The organism is Ruegeria sp. AM5 (assembly GCF_056540645.1).
The window spans coordinates 245,625-260,218 of sequence record NZ_JBQFXC010000002.1 but is presented as its reverse complement, the minus strand read 5'-3'; the positions used below and the strand labels follow the sequence as shown (position 1 = coordinate 260,218).

At 54.7% G+C, this 14,594-nt stretch carries 11 protein-coding genes; 6 read left to right on the top strand and 5 right to left on the bottom strand.

Annotated features, from left to right (window positions below; translation table 11 throughout):
- Positions 1-32: 32 nt before the first annotated feature.
- The 4 genes from ACR0AH_RS07100 to ACR0AH_RS07085 all read right to left on the bottom strand — a co-directional run bounded on the left by ACR0AH_RS07100 (position 33) and on the right by ACR0AH_RS07085 (position 5,351).
- On the bottom strand, positions 33-776 hold the full coding sequence (locus ACR0AH_RS07100; RefSeq protein WP_170801608.1) for an aspartate/glutamate racemase family protein: 744 nt from the start codon (positions 774-776) through the stop codon (positions 33-35).
- A 30-nt stretch (positions 777-806) separates the two neighbouring features.
- Positions 807-2,045: an NAD(P)/FAD-dependent oxidoreductase gene (locus tag ACR0AH_RS07095; RefSeq protein WP_480591062.1), complete on the bottom strand. Its 1,239-nt coding sequence runs from the start codon at positions 2,043-2,045 to the stop codon at positions 807-809.
- Positions 2,046-2,049: 4 nt separating this feature from the next.
- Positions 2,050-4,263, bottom strand: a complete 2,214-nt coding sequence (locus ACR0AH_RS07090; protein WP_480591061.1) for a TRAP transporter permease — start codon at positions 4,261-4,263, stop codon at positions 2,050-2,052.
- Positions 4,264-4,343: 80 nt separating this feature from the next.
- Complete coding sequence (locus tag ACR0AH_RS07085; RefSeq protein WP_480591059.1) at positions 4,344-5,351, bottom strand: TAXI family TRAP transporter solute-binding subunit; 1,008 nt, start codon at positions 5,349-5,351, stop codon at positions 4,344-4,346.
- 127 nt (positions 5,352-5,478) lie between these two features.
- Here ACR0AH_RS07085 and ACR0AH_RS07080 point away from each other — a divergent pair, with 127 nt between their 5' ends.
- The 6 genes from ACR0AH_RS07080 to ACR0AH_RS07055 all read left to right on the top strand — a co-directional run bounded on the left by ACR0AH_RS07080 (position 5,479) and on the right by ACR0AH_RS07055 (position 12,328).
- Complete coding sequence (locus ACR0AH_RS07080) at positions 5,479-6,441, top strand: LysR family transcriptional regulator (RefSeq protein WP_170635776.1); 963 nt, start codon at positions 5,479-5,481, stop codon at positions 6,439-6,441.
- Positions 6,442-6,722: 281 nt separating this feature from the next.
- Complete coding sequence (locus ACR0AH_RS07075) at positions 6,723-7,709, top strand: glycosyltransferase family 2 protein (protein WP_480444193.1); 987 nt, start codon at positions 6,723-6,725, stop codon at positions 7,707-7,709.
- Positions 7,702-9,378: a glycosyltransferase family protein gene (locus tag ACR0AH_RS07070; RefSeq protein WP_170732653.1), complete on the top strand. Its 1,677-nt coding sequence runs from the start codon at positions 7,702-7,704 to the stop codon at positions 9,376-9,378. The genes ACR0AH_RS07075 and ACR0AH_RS07070 overlap by 8 nt, the downstream gene beginning before the upstream one ends.
- A 209-nt stretch (positions 9,379-9,587) precedes the next feature.
- Positions 9,588-10,559: a glycosyltransferase gene (locus tag ACR0AH_RS07065; protein ID WP_170625646.1), complete on the top strand. Its 972-nt coding sequence runs from the start codon at positions 9,588-9,590 to the stop codon at positions 10,557-10,559.
- A 13-nt stretch (positions 10,560-10,572) separates the two neighbouring features.
- Positions 10,573-11,406: a class I SAM-dependent methyltransferase gene (locus ACR0AH_RS07060; RefSeq protein WP_170509141.1), complete on the top strand. Its 834-nt coding sequence runs from the start codon at positions 10,573-10,575 to the stop codon at positions 11,404-11,406.
- 4 nt (positions 11,407-11,410) lie between these two features.
- A complete protein-coding gene (locus tag ACR0AH_RS07055) occupies positions 11,411-12,328 on the top strand; it encodes a hypothetical protein (RefSeq protein ID WP_480591056.1) in 918 nt (305 codons plus the stop codon).
- Between the two features lie 204 nt (positions 12,329-12,532).
- Here the strand turns inward: ACR0AH_RS07055 and ACR0AH_RS07050 are convergent, their stop codons facing one another.
- Positions 12,533-14,446 carry a heparinase II/III domain-containing protein gene (locus ACR0AH_RS07050; protein ID WP_480591054.1) on the bottom strand — a complete coding sequence of 638 codons (1,914 nt, stop codon included), beginning with the start codon at positions 14,444-14,446 and terminating at the stop codon, positions 12,533-12,535.
- Positions 14,447-14,594 lie beyond the last annotated feature (148 nt).

The following is a 14,594-nucleotide window of genomic DNA, read 5'->3' as shown; positions in this document are numbered from 1 at the left end:
GTCATTCCTTCATTCGAATTGATTGGCACGCACTAACGCTGCCAGGGCATCAATCCAGAGTATAGCTCGCGGGCCGCTACGGAATGTGCCATTTGCGCAAGTGTCGTCAGATCATACACGGGAAGGCGCAGTTCTTCCTGAAGGCGCGATGCGTAGGGCGGCAGGTCTGTACACTCCAAAACCAGCGAGCGGATATCAGGGGCCTCAAGCATCAGGCTACGGGCTGCGTTCAGGACCTCGGCCTCGATCAGGTCTGTGTCCATACGGGTGCGGGTATTCCGCAAGATCACTTCTGCAAATTCACTAGTGTCCTCCAGTCCCTTCACCGCCACCGGAACACCGGCGGCACCGACGCCTTCAAAATGCCGGGCGGTCAAAGCAGACGCGTCTGCAGTCAAAACACCCACCGGAGCGTTCGCGCCGGTCATGTGATAAGCCAGCGGCACTTGGATCAGGCTGGAGGCAAAGACGGGAACAGAAACCGCTGCCGCGAGTTCCTTTTGAAACAGCGCAAGAAAGCCACAGCTGCCGGTAATGGCGCGCACGCCTTCGGCCTCAAGCCGTCTGGCACCTTCGATGAAGGGTTCAAGCAATTCCGGCGTAGGGTTGTTCAGAAGTGTCGGGACAGTCACCCCGTCGATCATTTCATACAGAACCGGAAATGGCAGGCTGGACGGATTCTTGATATGGCCCGGTGGCTTTGGGAAATAGCTTTCAAGGCAAAGCACACCGATTGAGGCCCCGCAGATATTCTGGCCGCCTTGATAAATTGGCATTGTCATCAGGTCCTTTTTTGATTTGAAAGTTCAAAACCGGGTTGGTGTATACGGTGCTAGATCGATATTCGGGATGCGATCCAAGACGATATCCGCCACTAGCTCGCCGGTTTTCGGGGCCATCATCAGCCCGTAATGAGAATGCCCGAACGCTGCATAGAGCCCCTCTTGGTCCTTTAAATGCCCGATTGCCGGCAAGCTGTCCGGGAATGACGGGCGCCGACCCATCCAAAACCGCGCCTCACCTGTATCAAGCTCGGGCATCATGGCCTTGGCCTGTCGGGACAGGATTTGCTTCTTCCGTGGGTCAGCGGGTGCATCGGCGCTGCCGAATTCAGCCGTACCGGCGACCCTAAGCCCCCCAAGCATCGAACTTGCGACCACCTTTGCATCCACATCCATGACCGAGTTGTTCAGTTCGACCGCAGGGGTTGGGAATTCGACATGATAGCCCCTTTCGGCCACGAGGGGCATAGGCAATCCCAATGGTTTCAACAGGTCGGCAGACCATACGCCTGCCGCAAGAACAACATGGCTGGCGGTTAGCGTATCCTGCGCAGTTGCAATCTGCCAACCACCCTCTTCTGCGGGGGTAAGCTTGGTGACTTCGGTTTGCACAATCTCAGCACCTTGCACTTGCGCCTTTTCGGCCAAAACCGCTCCCACACGTCCCGGAGCGGTTACACGCGCTTGCCCTTTGATCACGATCGCACCTTTGAACGCTTCGGACATAGCGGGCTCCAATCGGCGCAGTTCGTCACCGTCGACGCGTTCCAGATCGCCGCCTTTTTCTCGGCGGATAAGATATCCAAGCCCGTCCAGATCAGCCTGTTCTGGTCGGCGAAAGGCGTGGATGTAATAGCTATCGGTGATCAGGTTCTCGTGCCCGGTACCATGTAAATGACGCCGGTACAGATCGACGGAGGGGCGACAAAGAACCTCCATCGCGTCCGAGACTTCGCGAACAGTTTTTTCTCCTGAGTTTCTGAGAAATCGCAACCCCCAAGGAATCATTTTGGGCCAGAAGCTGGGCCTGACTGACAGCGCGCTCTTTGGGTCAAGCAGCATTTTGGGCAGCATTTTCCAGATACCGGGCATTGCTTGCGGAATGATCGACCAAGGCGAAACCACACCAGCATTCCCGAACGAGGTTTCCTGACCCGGCTCACCTCGATCGATCAGCCGAACCTGAATGCCCCGTTCCTGCAGCGACAAAGCGCAACAGATGCCGACGATTCCTGCGCCGATGATGGTCACTTGTTCTGTCATCAGTTCAGGCCGGAGATTGACTGCGGTTGCGCGCGATCAATTGGGTGACGATGACAGGCGAGGCAACGGCCAGCGCGATCAGGTCTGCCGTCAGGCTGGGCGCGACAAAGATAATCCCCGCAAGGGCCATCAGAATCCGCGCCGCAACATTCATCGGTTTCAGCCAGTAGCCCACAACCGCAGCCGACAGGGCGATGACCCCGGCGATACAGCTGGCGGCGGTGTAAGTGAACTCCCAGAAATTGAAGCCGGTTGAGGATACGAACAGCAGAACTGGCGCATATACGAAAGCCATCGGCGCAATCACCTTGCCCAATCCAAGAGTGAATGCCGACAGGCCAGTGCGGAACGGATTCGAGTTGGCAATTGCAGCAGCCGCGTAGGCCGACGTACAGACCGGGGGTGTGATTTCTGACACCACGCCGTAATAGAGCACGAACAGGTGGCTGGCGATGGGAGGAACGCCGAGCTGCGCCAAAGCAGGCTGTGCGACCGATACCAGCATGATGTACAACGCTGTGGTCGGGATACCTGCGCCCATCAGGATACAGACGATGGCGATGAAGACCAGCGAGATGAAAAGCTGCAGGTCTTCCATGGCAAACAGCTGGAAGCTGCCGAACGAGATCATGTTGTAGAGATCTGACGCCAGATTGCCCGCGCCCTGTGTCACCATGAAGCCAATGCGAAAGCCGATGCCAGTGGTGTTGATCACTCCGACCACGATGCCAACCGCAGCCGCTGCGGCACCAACGGCCAGCGAGTACTTTACGCCCAGTTCGACCGCCTGCAGCATCTCGGGCACTTCAATCCGTTTCTGTGGATTCAGCGTGGCAATAACCGACAGGCCACAGAGGATTGCGGTCATCGTCAGGTCGAAACCGCCATCTGAGAATTTCCAAAGCACAAAAGCCAGGAAAGCCGCGGCATAGATCAGCGTTGGTGGCTGTTTGATCCGCGACATGCCAGCGATGACCGCTAGCGAAATACCGCAGAAAGCGGACATGAATGGCGTGTAGCCCGTAAACAGCACCACCAGCAGACCGATCAGCGGCACGATATTGGCCCAACCTTCCGCCCATACGGCTTTGAGTTGCGGCAGTTGCTCTTTCGCCAGACCTTTCAGGTTCAGCTTGCGCGCCATCAGGTGCACCACGGCGAACACACCTACATAGTGCAGGATCGCCGGGAAAATGGCCGCGATCACAATGGTGGTGTAGGGGACCTCTAGGAACTCGGCCATGATGAAGGCCGCAGCGCCCATGATCGGCGGAGTGATCTGGCCGCCAGCAGAAGACGCAGCCTCAACCCCGCCCGCAAAATGGCCCGGGTATCCGAGGCGTTTCATATTGGGGATGGTCAGCGCACCAGTCGATACGGTGTTGGCCACCGATGAGCCCGAGATCGTGCCAAAGAAAGCCGAGGACACCACTGATACCTTTGCCGGACCGCCAGTATAACGGCCCGCAAGTATAGTCGCGTTGTCGATGAACAGCTGCCCCAGACCGGTGCGTTGCGCGATGACGCCGAACAAAACAAAGTGAAAGACGATAGTCGAAACCACCCAGAGCGTGACGCCGTAGATACCTTCCTGCGGAAAATACATCGACGATACGAAGGTTTTGAAATTCACGCCGGGATGCTGCAGCAGTCCGGGGAAGTACGGCCCCAGCAGGGCGTATGAGATGAAAACACAGATGATAAGGGGCAGCACCCAGCCCAGCGTGCGCCGCGCAATGTCCAGCACCAAAAGGATGATGACGACGCCCAGAAACACATCATAGTTGTTGGGGTTGCCCATCCGGAACGTCTGTTCCTCGATCCCAAGGAACGGAATGCCGCGCCAGGCGACGCCGACATAAAGCGCGGCAATGATGCCAAGCGCCATGAAAACCAGATCATAGAGCGGGATGTTACCGATGCGGAACCGGCTGACCTTAAGGGCATAAAGGCTTTTGGCCCCGACAATCGGGATTGTGGCGTAGACCAGAATGAACAGCAGGGCGAGGTAGATGCCCATGTGCCAGTGGTCTGCGGGCAGGCCGAATCCGGCCGTGAAGAATTCGTAGAACGCTAAAATCAGGGCCACAACACGGAGAACTTTTCCTGTGGTAGGCGTCACCTGCCGGACGGCGGCACCTTCATCGAACTGTTCCTCGATGGCCGCTAGTTCCTCGGCTGTCAATTCGTGGTCATCAAGTTTCTGGGTCCCGGACATGATGGCCTCCTGATTTCGCATAGTTCCAGTGTGCGGTGCCCCACATAGGGGCACCGACGATACAGTTCAGTCTGTTACGTTTACTGAAGAAGTCCGGCTTCTTTGTAGAACTTCTCGGCACCCGGATGCAGTGGAACACCCAATGCCTCTACACCGTCCAGCGCGGTATCGGGCGTGATCTGCTTACCCTTGGCATGGCCGTTGTCCAGTAGCTTGCGGGTGTTGTCGTTCCACAGGGCTTTGGTCAGCTGATATACAATATCTTCGGACAGATCCGAGGACACAACCAGCATAGCACTGACCGCAGGGGTCTTGGTTTCCGCGTCTATGCCTTCATAGACACCACCCGGAATGGCCGAAGGAATATAGGCCGGAATGATCTCGTTGATCTTGGCCAGATCTTCATCGCTGAACGAATGCAGGTTCATGCCTTTGGTTGACGACAGTTGTACCATCGCGGCAACTGGCCAGCCCGCAGCGTAGAAATAGGCGTCTAACTGACCGTCAGCCAAACGCTCGGCGCTTTGACTGTTGTTCAGTTCGGCTTCATCCATATTGTCGCGGTTTACACCCCAGGCGTCGAGCATCTGCAGAACAGCAACCTGCGTACCCGATCCGGCCTGTGCGATACCGACGCGTTTGCCTTCCAGATCGCCCAGGTCGTTGATCGTCTGACCGGCGGGCAGCACGAGATGCAGGTCCTCGGGGAACAGATTTGCAACGATGCGGAGGTTGGGATGAGGTTTACCCTCGAACTTGCCTTCACCCAGATACATCGATCGGGTCACATCAGCCGCGGCCAGACCGGCCTCAAGCTCACCATTCTGCACGGCGGCGTTGTTGAATACAGACGCTGTTGTGGATTGCGCAATCGCGATCAGGCCCGGAACGCCACATTGGCCGCCTTCTTCACATGGACGCGATCCCGGAGGGGCGGAAATTCCGTTGGCGATGGTGCCGCCGATGGGGAAGTAGGTTCCGCCTGCGCCACCGGTCCCGATGCGGAAGAATGTTGGATCCTGCGCCAGCGCAGGGGCGGCAAGCGCGCCTGCCAAGGCCAGTCCGGTCAAACATTTCACGAATTTCATAATCATCTCCGTTGTTGGATCGCTGGATTCGGTTTTCCCGAATTCGATCTTCTCAGCGTAGAGACGATTCGCATAAATGCAAATTTTTTATACTTCACAAAACTAAGGTTTTATTTATACATTCACCATGAACCTTATGCAGCTCACAGTGTTTCGCGAAGTGATGGAGACCGGCTCTATCTCGCAAACTGCCAAGAAACTGAATCGCACTCAGCCGGCGATTAGCCTTGCGTTGAAAAACTTGGAAAAAACGCTGGGACTGACCCTGTTTGAACGCAAGGGAAGACGCCTGGTTCCGGTTCCTGAAGCGCACTACCTTCTGGCCGAAACCACAGGCATTCTGGACCGTCTCGCCACCATCTCCAGCACAATGGAAGGGTTGATCAAAGGGCATGCAGGCAGCCTGAACATCGCAACGATGCCCGGACCGTCCGCCTTTTTGTTCCCGCGTTTCATCAGCCAGTCGGTCGGAGAAAACCCCGATATTCGCATCACTCTTTCCACCCGCAGTTCACCTCAGATTATGGAGCTTGCAGGGACCCAGAACATCGACTTCGGATTTGCTGATTTCGAACATTCAGCGGGCAAAGAACCGCAGTACTCTGCCGAACTAATCAAAGCAGATTGCTTCTGTGCCATTGACCGCACCCACCCACTTGCTTCGCGTAAGAGCCTGACACTGTCTGATCTGAACGATACGCCCATGGGCGGCTTGCATGCGTCACACCCATTCCAGCGCAAAATCCGGCAGGAATTCGAGGAGGTCGGTGCTGCGTACAATCCCACGGTGACCTGCCAGTATTTTCAGCCCCTCATCCCCTTCGTCAGCTCCGGGCAATGTTGCAGCATCGTTGATCCGCTGACCGTCGTGACCGAGCAAGAATTGAACCTGTCCGACGGAAAGGTCGCTTTTTTGCCATTCAAGAAACCGCTCAGATATGAATACGCGATCCTAGAACCCAACCACCGGCCGCCGTCTCAACTGGCTTTAAAGATCAAAGCTGGATGGAAAGCCGAGGTCTTAAAAATGTTGGAAGACGTGAAGGCGAACCCTCACACAGAATGGATTTTCCAGGCCGGGCGTGAGTAAAACTGATCGGCCCCAATGAGTTGATCTCTTGATCGCTCGAAGCGATTTACAGCGTCAAGTTGATTTGAGAAGAAAGACGGCTGGTCGCAATTCACGGATTTAGAGTAACGCAGTTTTCGGTCGACACCGATGACGCACCAACCATCGAGTATTCATACGAATTGTTTCAAATGAGCGTTTCAACCGTTTCAGATGGCTCAACAATTACCCCTTTTGGACACAATTTTGTCCCAAAATAAAATGTAATTGCACTCAATAGTTATCAATGTGGCATGATCATGATGCTTGTCGTCCAAATACCGGCGCTTAACGAGGAGGAAACCCTTGCCGAAGCGATCGCGGCAATTCCCCGATCGATTCCTGGCGTCAGTAAAGTTGAAGTACTGGTCATCGACGACGGCTCCACCGATCGGACCGTTGAAGTCGCCTGGAACGCCAAAGCTGATCACGTTCTGGAAATGAGCAGCCATGTCGGCCTCGCCCGTGCGTTCAGTGCCGGCATCGAGTATGCACTTTCATTGGGCGCGGATGTGATCGTCAACACCGATGCAGACAATCAGTATTGCGCTGACGACATTCCGGCCCTGATTGATCCGATACTGAAGCGTAAGGCACAAATCGTGGTCGGCGCTCGCCCGATCAGAGAGATCGAGGGCTTCTCGCCGTTGAAGAAAACCCTTCAACGGCTGGGCAGTTGGGTCGTGCGACTGGCTAGCAAGTCAGAAATCCCTGATGCGCCCAGCGGATTTCGCGCCTATTCCCGAGATGCCGCTGCCCGACTCTGTGTTGTCAACACTTATACCTACACTCTGGAAACCATCATTCAGGCCGGACGCAAACATATCCCGATGACCTCGGTGCCTGTTCGGGTCAACAAGGTAACACGCCCGTCTCGTCTGTTCAGAGGTATCGGAGAGTATGTCACCCGCTCAGCAAGAACTATTCTGCGCGTTTTTGTGATCTACGCGCCATTGAAGTTCTTCCTGACGCTTTCGGCAGTATTCGCCTTGCCTGGCTTAATCGGGGTTGGGCGATTTCTCTATTATTACGCGACAGACGGGGGGGCCGGGCATGTTCAGTCGCTGGTTCTGTCCGGTGTGCTGCTGGCAATGGCCACGATACTGTTCGCCGTTGGTATCCTGGCCGATCTTATCGCCACCAACCGTAGTCTGCTGGAAGACATCCGGGCCCGAGAGTTGCTGCGCGCGCCGATTAGACCTACTGAAGTAATTTCCCTCGACCCGGTCAGGGCGGTAGAGAATGGATAATCCGGCGCTAGGCGATCAGCGAAACGCCGGATTGGTAGGGGCTATCACTCTTGATCGAGTGGTACGAGCGAGCATTGTCGTTGTCTTCGTGTTTATGCTGGTGCTGGCGTATACTCACAATGTGAATTGGGACGAATTCTATTTCCTGTCACATGTCCATGCCTTCCTCGACGGTCGATTGGACCGTCCAATGCAGACCTTCTTCGTGCATGGTTTCACATGGCTCGATGCGCTGCCGGGTCATGAGATGGAACAGATATTTGCAGCCCGGCTTGTGATGGTTGCATGCGTCGGGCTGACCACAATTTCTGTGCACCGTATCGCCCTGTATTTTACCGAACAGCGATTTGCCGATATCGCTGCTCTGGGTTTCCTGACTTCGGGCTACGTTTTGGCCTATGGCGCCAGTTTCCGTGCCGATCCCATTGCTGCGGCGTTACTGACTTCTTCGATTGCAATCTTGCTGACCACGCGCCTGTCTGTCTGGCAAACACTGGCGGCAGCGCTTCTGAGCGCTCTGGCCGTACTGGTTACGATCAAATCGGCACTCTATCTGCCCGCATTTCTGGCCGTGCTGATATGGAGGATCGAAGATCGGATAGCGGTACGGCGCATCATTATCACGGGTATCTTGGCGGCTGGCATTTGCGTGTCATTCTACCTCTGGCATGCGTCTGGCCTCCGCGTCGCCGAAGGCAACCAGACGGCAAACAATGCAAAGGACGCGCTGAATACGACGCTTTTAAGAAGCGGCATATTCCCACGATCAACTGAATTCATGAGTTGGGCTATGCTCAGTCTCCCACAGATCATTCTTGTGGGGATCGGACTGTGTGCCGGTCGGAATGCTCGGCGGGTTCTGTTGATTGCGCTCTTTGCTGCACCGCTCCTCTCGGTGGTGATCTATCGCAATGCCTTTGTCTATTTTTACCCCTTCGCTACCCCACTCCTGATGGTAGCCGTCGCGATCGGAGCACAGAGGCTTGGATCATCACGACGCTCGGCACAACTGGTGATGGTGATGCTTGCGGGGCTTTTTGTCCAGGCAGCCCTAGCACTGCAAGATCGTGCAGGAAACCAACGCGCCACGATTGCGGAAATTCATCGCCTGTTCCCAGATCAGGTCGCCTATATTGATGACAGCCACATGATCGCAAGTTTCCCGAATCCTGGTTTCTTCATGTCAGGCTGGGGCGTTGCACGCTATCAGGCGGCGGGCCAGCCCGTATTTGCCAGAATCATCGCAGAACAGCAGCCACCTCTACTTATCGCCAACAAAACTGCTCTGACGCTGACGATGGACCCAAGTTCGGCCAATGGAGCCGAGCCTGTGCTGCTGCCTGAGGACCACAAGATATTACGCGAGTCATATGTGCACTATTCGGGATCGATTTGGCTTGCCGGAGGATCAATGACGCTGACCGGCGAACCGGTTGAATTGGCACTTCCGTTCCCCGGGAGGTATCGGGTCGAAACCAGCCAGCCAGTACAGATTGATACAAGTGCCGTCGCATCTGGAGACATTCTTAGCATTGGGGCCAAGGCAGTAACAATCAACGGACCGAAACGTGTTGCTGTCAGGCTGATCTGGGATACTGGTGTGGCTCCGGTTGCGCCAGAAAGCTTGGATCGAGAGGTTTATACCGGCTTCCGGATGCTTTCGCCATGAATGCCGATATGCCTCTTTCCCCTCCGGTGGTCAGCACCACTCCGATACCATCTGAGCCCGGCAACAAGCGGGTGATTTTTTGGGGAACATATGATCTCAGCAAACCGCGTACTCGAATTCTCCGAACTGGATTGCAAGAGCTCGGCGTAGAAGTAATTGAAATCCACGCAGAGATTTGGCCCAAACACGCGGATAAAAGCCAGTTGAACATGGCTGTAATGATCCGAGTGTTGTTCAGCGCGCTCTTGGCCTATCCGCTTCTGATCCTGCATTATTTGCGTGCGCCTCGTCATGATGCAGTGATGGTTCCCTATCTTGGCGCGCTCGATACATTGGTGTTGTGGCCCTTTGCCCTGCTACGTCGGCGGCAGATCACCTGGGACATGTTCCTTTCGCTTTACGACACTGTCGTTAACGATCGAAGTATGGTTGGGGCCAAGTCACTGCCGGGCCGGATGCTTTGGGTCACTGAATGGCTGGCCTGCCGGGCAGCGCATCATGTCTTGCTCGATACGAAGGCGCATGCCGAGCATATTGCACGGATCTTCAATTTGCCTGAATCCAGGATTGGAGCAGTGCCGGTGGGAGCTGAGCCGGGATCCTTCCAGCGTCTGCCTCCTCCTGCGCGCCACGACGGTCCCACTAGAGTGTTGTTTTATGGACAGCTCATCCCGCTGCATGGGCTTAAAACGATATTGACGGCAGCTACCTCGGGTCGAGGTCGCGATATCAATTGGCACCTGATTGGCACCGGGCAAGAGCGCCTATTGCTCGAGACAGCTCTGGTGGATGCGGAGCATAAGCATATCTCCTGGCAGAAGTGGGTTCCCTATGAGGAACTGACCGAGGCAATTTCAAATGCCGACATTTGCCTCGGCATTTTTGGCGCCTCTGGCAAGGCTGCGTCAGTGGTGCCGAACAAGGTTTATCAGGCGCTGTTGTCAGGGCGTTCAGTGATCACCCGGAGCTCGCCTGCCATGATCGAAACTTTCGGCACCGAAGCTCTCGGGGTGAAGCTTATCCCTCATTCAAATCCCGAAGCGCTGCTGGATGCCATCGCTGAATTGAGGCACGAGGGCTATCCGGTAATGCCTGAAGACAAACTGAAAATGGCCCAGCCGCATGAGATCGCGCGGACTCTTTGCGGATACTTGTTTCATTGTGCACCTCAAGCCGGATAAAACTGTGGTCGACATGACTGATACCGCCATTAATTCCGCAGAGCATAGTGCTTCTGCCATCTATCACAGGCACTTTGGCCCGGCCCTGCCGCAATCCAATTGGGTGCCCGCGCCGCGGTATCTTCTAAGGCGTGATCGGGTTATGCGGCATCTCAAAAATCTGATGCCTTGCAGAGTGCTTGACATCGGGTGCGGACCGGCTGCGCTATTGTCAGAACTGGCAGAACAGGGTTTTGAAGCTTATGGCGTAGATCGTTCGCAGCAGGCCCTTGAACTGGCAGATAAACTCAACACTCAAGCCAGCCCTATGACACTCTTTGCCGAGCTTGACCCGGACTGGAAAAACTCCTTCGACCTGATCATGTCATTTGAAGTGATTGAGCACTTGGAGCAAGATATTGAGGCCATGAGAGAATGGCAAACTTATCTGAAACCCGGTGGAACAATGATCTTGTCGACGCCTGCGCACCCATCCCGCTGGAATGCGGCCGACGTTTGGGCAGGGCATGTTCGACGCTACAGTAAAGAACTTTTAGTACATTCGGTTCAGGACGCCGGCTTCACCGTCGAAACTGTTGAGTGCTACGGTTTTCCTTTGGCCAATATTATGGAGTATTGGCGTGCTCGGGCCTATGGACAGATATTAGAAACCAACGCCAAATCTGGTAAAACAGCGAACGACCTTACCAACGAGAGCGGTAGCGATCGTTCCATTGAGCGGCGCTTCTGGCCTGTGTTTTCTTCCATACCCGCAGTCACGGTCATGCGGCTTTTTTTCCAGCTACAACGCCCGTTCCTTAACACCGAATTTGGAAATGGTTTTCTTGTAGTGGCGCGCAAAACGTAAACACATGGCTACCGCCCTGCGCTATATCGGCACCGCTGCTGCCCTGATCTTCATCGGAATCATTCTGGTTCGACACGCAGGAGACATTGCAGTGCTCGACCTCGGGTCAGGCCGCGCCCGTTATGCACTGCTAGGTGGGTTTACCCTTTATGTGCTGTCGCAGCTCGTAGGTGCTGTGGCTTGGGGGGTGACGCTAAACATCTATGACGTTGCCCTAACGCGCACACGCGCTGAAAGTCAATTAATGGTATCGCAGATCGGGAAATACATCCCCGGCAATGTTGCCCACCTTTTGGGACGTTTCGCCCTCGCACGGAGTGATGGAGTGCCATCCGCAATTATTGCGTCATCTCTGTTGCTCGAGATCGGTTTTCTGCTCGCCAGCGGTGCTCTGGTCGTCGGAATTGTGCTCCTGACCATGCCCGATCTTGTCGCCGCAGTAATTGCAGACCTTCCAGGATCCTGGCTCGATGGACAGATGACAATCATCTTCTTCGGAATTCTGGCCTGCATAATGATTGGCCAGATTGTGATTTGGCGCAAAGCGGGAAAACCGAAACTTACATTTTCAAAATGCCTGATCCTGTTGTTTCTGCATAGCTTCAACTTTTTGATGCTGGGTTTGTCACTTTGGTGTGTCGCACGGGCGATCTACCCTCAGGGTGGTGCCGGTATATTGCAATGCATCGCAATCTTTTCAACAGCCTGGGTCATCGGTTTCCTGATGCCAGGCGCACCCGGTGGTATCGGTATTCGAGATGGAATTATTGCTCTCGGACTTGGCCTTTTCACTGATCAAGGAGTCGGTCTAAGCGCTGCGATCGCGCATCGCGCGATCTCGGTTCTGGGGGATGTAGCTGTGTTTGGGCTTGGCGTAACCCTGCGCCGATATCTAAGCAGTGGTGAGCACGAAGCTGTATAGGTTTAAAAATTTGGATCGGGTCAGCCAGACAATTTGCAGCGGAGTCTATCGTATCTGAAGGTCGCCATGCGCTGTCTCAGGCGCTAGGGTGCCGTCTTCAATTCGTTTCCAAACATAGTGCGACTTCTGGTGCGTACTACATTCCTTGAGCGCACCTAGCATCGCCTAAAGCCAGGGTTGAGGTCGTTCAAGTTTGACCCAAACCTATCGTGAGTTTTCAGCAGGCAACCGATCAATGTGCTTTTTTTCAACATCGTTCGAGAGGGTCGCGTTCAGTCGCCACTCACCTAACGGGATGACCGGCTTGTTTGCGGCCTGTGCGTCAGGTTCAAAAGTAACGACAATGGTTTCACGCTTGTCGCTTTCATCAAGATCAAGTTGGATCATGAGCCGTGTAACGCTTGAATTCGGATTCTGCATCGCACATTCAGAATTGAATGCCGTTTCGCAAGGATTGGCTGAAAGTTGAGAGAAGGTGGCGTTTGGCGGCGACAGTATGCGCGCGGTTAGTTCTTTCCCATCCTGACGCAACGTGGCCTTGGAGCCATCAACTGTTACCTGCGCTTCGGTATGCATTGCCCACGCCGCCCGCCCCCGTTGATCAGGGCTAATTTCGTCCTGAACCAACACTGTCGTTCCATCGACAAGAGCTATGCCTCGTCTGACCGTTCCCTTGGGCTTTCCATAGGCGTCTGAAAGATCGGCGATTGCAAAATCGAAACCTGGAAACTGCGCCAACTCCTCAACATAGGCCCGCCCCGTTTCGATTTGATTTGCCATGTCAAAGGTCAGTGTATTCTGCCCGATCGTGGCCGTTCGATAATAGTCAAAACGTTTGTCAGTAAAGTAGCCGGGCAATTGGTAATTTCCGAGCCCAAGATCCACCCCCCAACGTACACCGTCGGCTTCAAGCACAAAGGTGCCCGCATCAAGGTCATTGTGATGGCTGCTAAGCGGCCCAGCCTTGAGGCCGATATAGCTGGCCGTAGGGTCATTCCAACCAGACCGCATGGTTACGATCCCAAGCCCTCCAGACCAATAGGATGTTGATCGGGCAGTGATTGGTTCACTATTGCGTCGCTGCTGCCAGATCAGCTCGAATGCTGGATGGGAAGACCGCATTTTGCTATTCATTTTAATGTCGTAGCCCGGGCGATTGAACCGCGACGCCAACCAGGTCAACACAACAAGGTCAGTGCTTGTATCGCTGTCTCCAAAGTTAAACAGCATGCCAGTTGGTCCAGACGCATGGATCAGAAACTCCCCGAATTCCTCCAAACCTACCATTCGCGAAAGATCAAAATCGTGCCCGAGGACGGAAACAAGCGCATCAAACGATACTGCCGCGTCCCGGGCGGACAAAGCCCCGTACATCGGTCCTTCTGGCCATGCACCATCCGGAGCAAACATTGCCAACCCATTTCTAAGTGAAACCTGAGCCTGCTCAATAATATTATCAGCCAGTTCCGGTTCTGTTTCTGACACAACCAGAGCAGCGACGATCATTCCTGCATTGCAAACGATGTTCCAGTTGAAGGAAGCAACGGGCCAGGCGATATCTGCGGTAGCCGTCCCATCAGGAAGCGACGCGGGAACAGACACTGGGTTCACCCAGCGTTGGGGGGCGATCCAACCCTTATCATAATAGAGCGTATCCAGATCGTAGATTTTTGCGGCTTCTTTCAGCCCCTTCTCAACAAGTGCCGATCGAATAGTCTGATGATCCTCTTCGTCCAGATTGTCACTAATCCAACTGTATCCGAGCGACACCGCCAATGTGACACGGCTTAATCCCAGAAAGTGTGCGGGCTGCCATGTTTCCAGTTCCGAAAACTGCAAGAGCTCGGTTCTGGCGCGATCGGCATAGCGACTGTCACCGGTCAATCGCCAAGCCAAAGCCAGTGTGGTGAGGCGTTCGACCGGACGTTGTCCAAATCCACGAAAAGCTTCGTGAAGCTGACCATCTCCATTCCGAACTGCCTCAACAATTGTAGGCGACTGCAAATGCGCTTCTGCACTGTCAATCATTGCCTGATAGTCAGCCGCGAACACCTGATCGGCTGCGCGCTGTGTTTCTATGCGCTGGACGATCTCATCCGTTAGAACGACTTGCGGCACTGAGTTTTGGGACAAAGCGCTTGTAGCGCAAAAACAAGCGAAGGACAAAACGAACAAAAAGAAGGCTTTAATCGGATTCACACTTCTAACGGTTGCGATCATGGGTTTCTTCCGCACTGGAAACGCCTGCAACCCGACTCTGCAGCGG

What these genes read in the sequence shown, in the direction of transcription:
- ACR0AH_RS07100 (WP_170801608.1), bottom strand. Translation starts at nt 776, where the DNA reads ATGCCAATTTATCAAGGCGGCCAGAATATCTGCGGGGCCTCAATCGGT.
- ACR0AH_RS07095 (WP_480591062.1), bottom strand. Translation starts at nt 2,045, where the DNA reads ATGACAGAACAAGTGACCATCATCGGCGCAGGAATCGTCGGCATCTGT.
- ACR0AH_RS07090 (WP_480591061.1), bottom strand. Translation starts at nt 4,263, where the DNA reads ATGTCCGGGACCCAGAAACTTGATGACCACGAATTGACAGCCGAGGAA.
- ACR0AH_RS07085 (WP_480591059.1), bottom strand. Translation starts at nt 5,351, where the DNA reads ATGAAATTCGTGAAATGTTTGACCGGACTGGCCTTGGCAGGCGCGCTT.
- ACR0AH_RS07080 (WP_170635776.1), top strand. Translation starts at nt 5,479, where the DNA reads ATGAACCTTATGCAGCTCACAGTGTTTCGCGAAGTGATGGAGACCGGC.
- ACR0AH_RS07075 (WP_480444193.1), top strand. Translation starts at nt 6,723, where the DNA reads ATGCTTGTCGTCCAAATACCGGCGCTTAACGAGGAGGAAACCCTTGCC.
- ACR0AH_RS07070 (WP_170732653.1), top strand. Translation starts at nt 7,702, where the DNA reads ATGGATAATCCGGCGCTAGGCGATCAGCGAAACGCCGGATTGGTAGGG.
- ACR0AH_RS07065 (WP_170625646.1), top strand. Translation starts at nt 9,588, where the DNA reads ATGGCTGTAATGATCCGAGTGTTGTTCAGCGCGCTCTTGGCCTATCCG.
- ACR0AH_RS07060 (WP_170509141.1), top strand. Translation starts at nt 10,573, where the DNA reads ATGACTGATACCGCCATTAATTCCGCAGAGCATAGTGCTTCTGCCATC.
- ACR0AH_RS07055 (WP_480591056.1), top strand. Translation starts at nt 11,411, where the DNA reads ATGGCTACCGCCCTGCGCTATATCGGCACCGCTGCTGCCCTGATCTTC.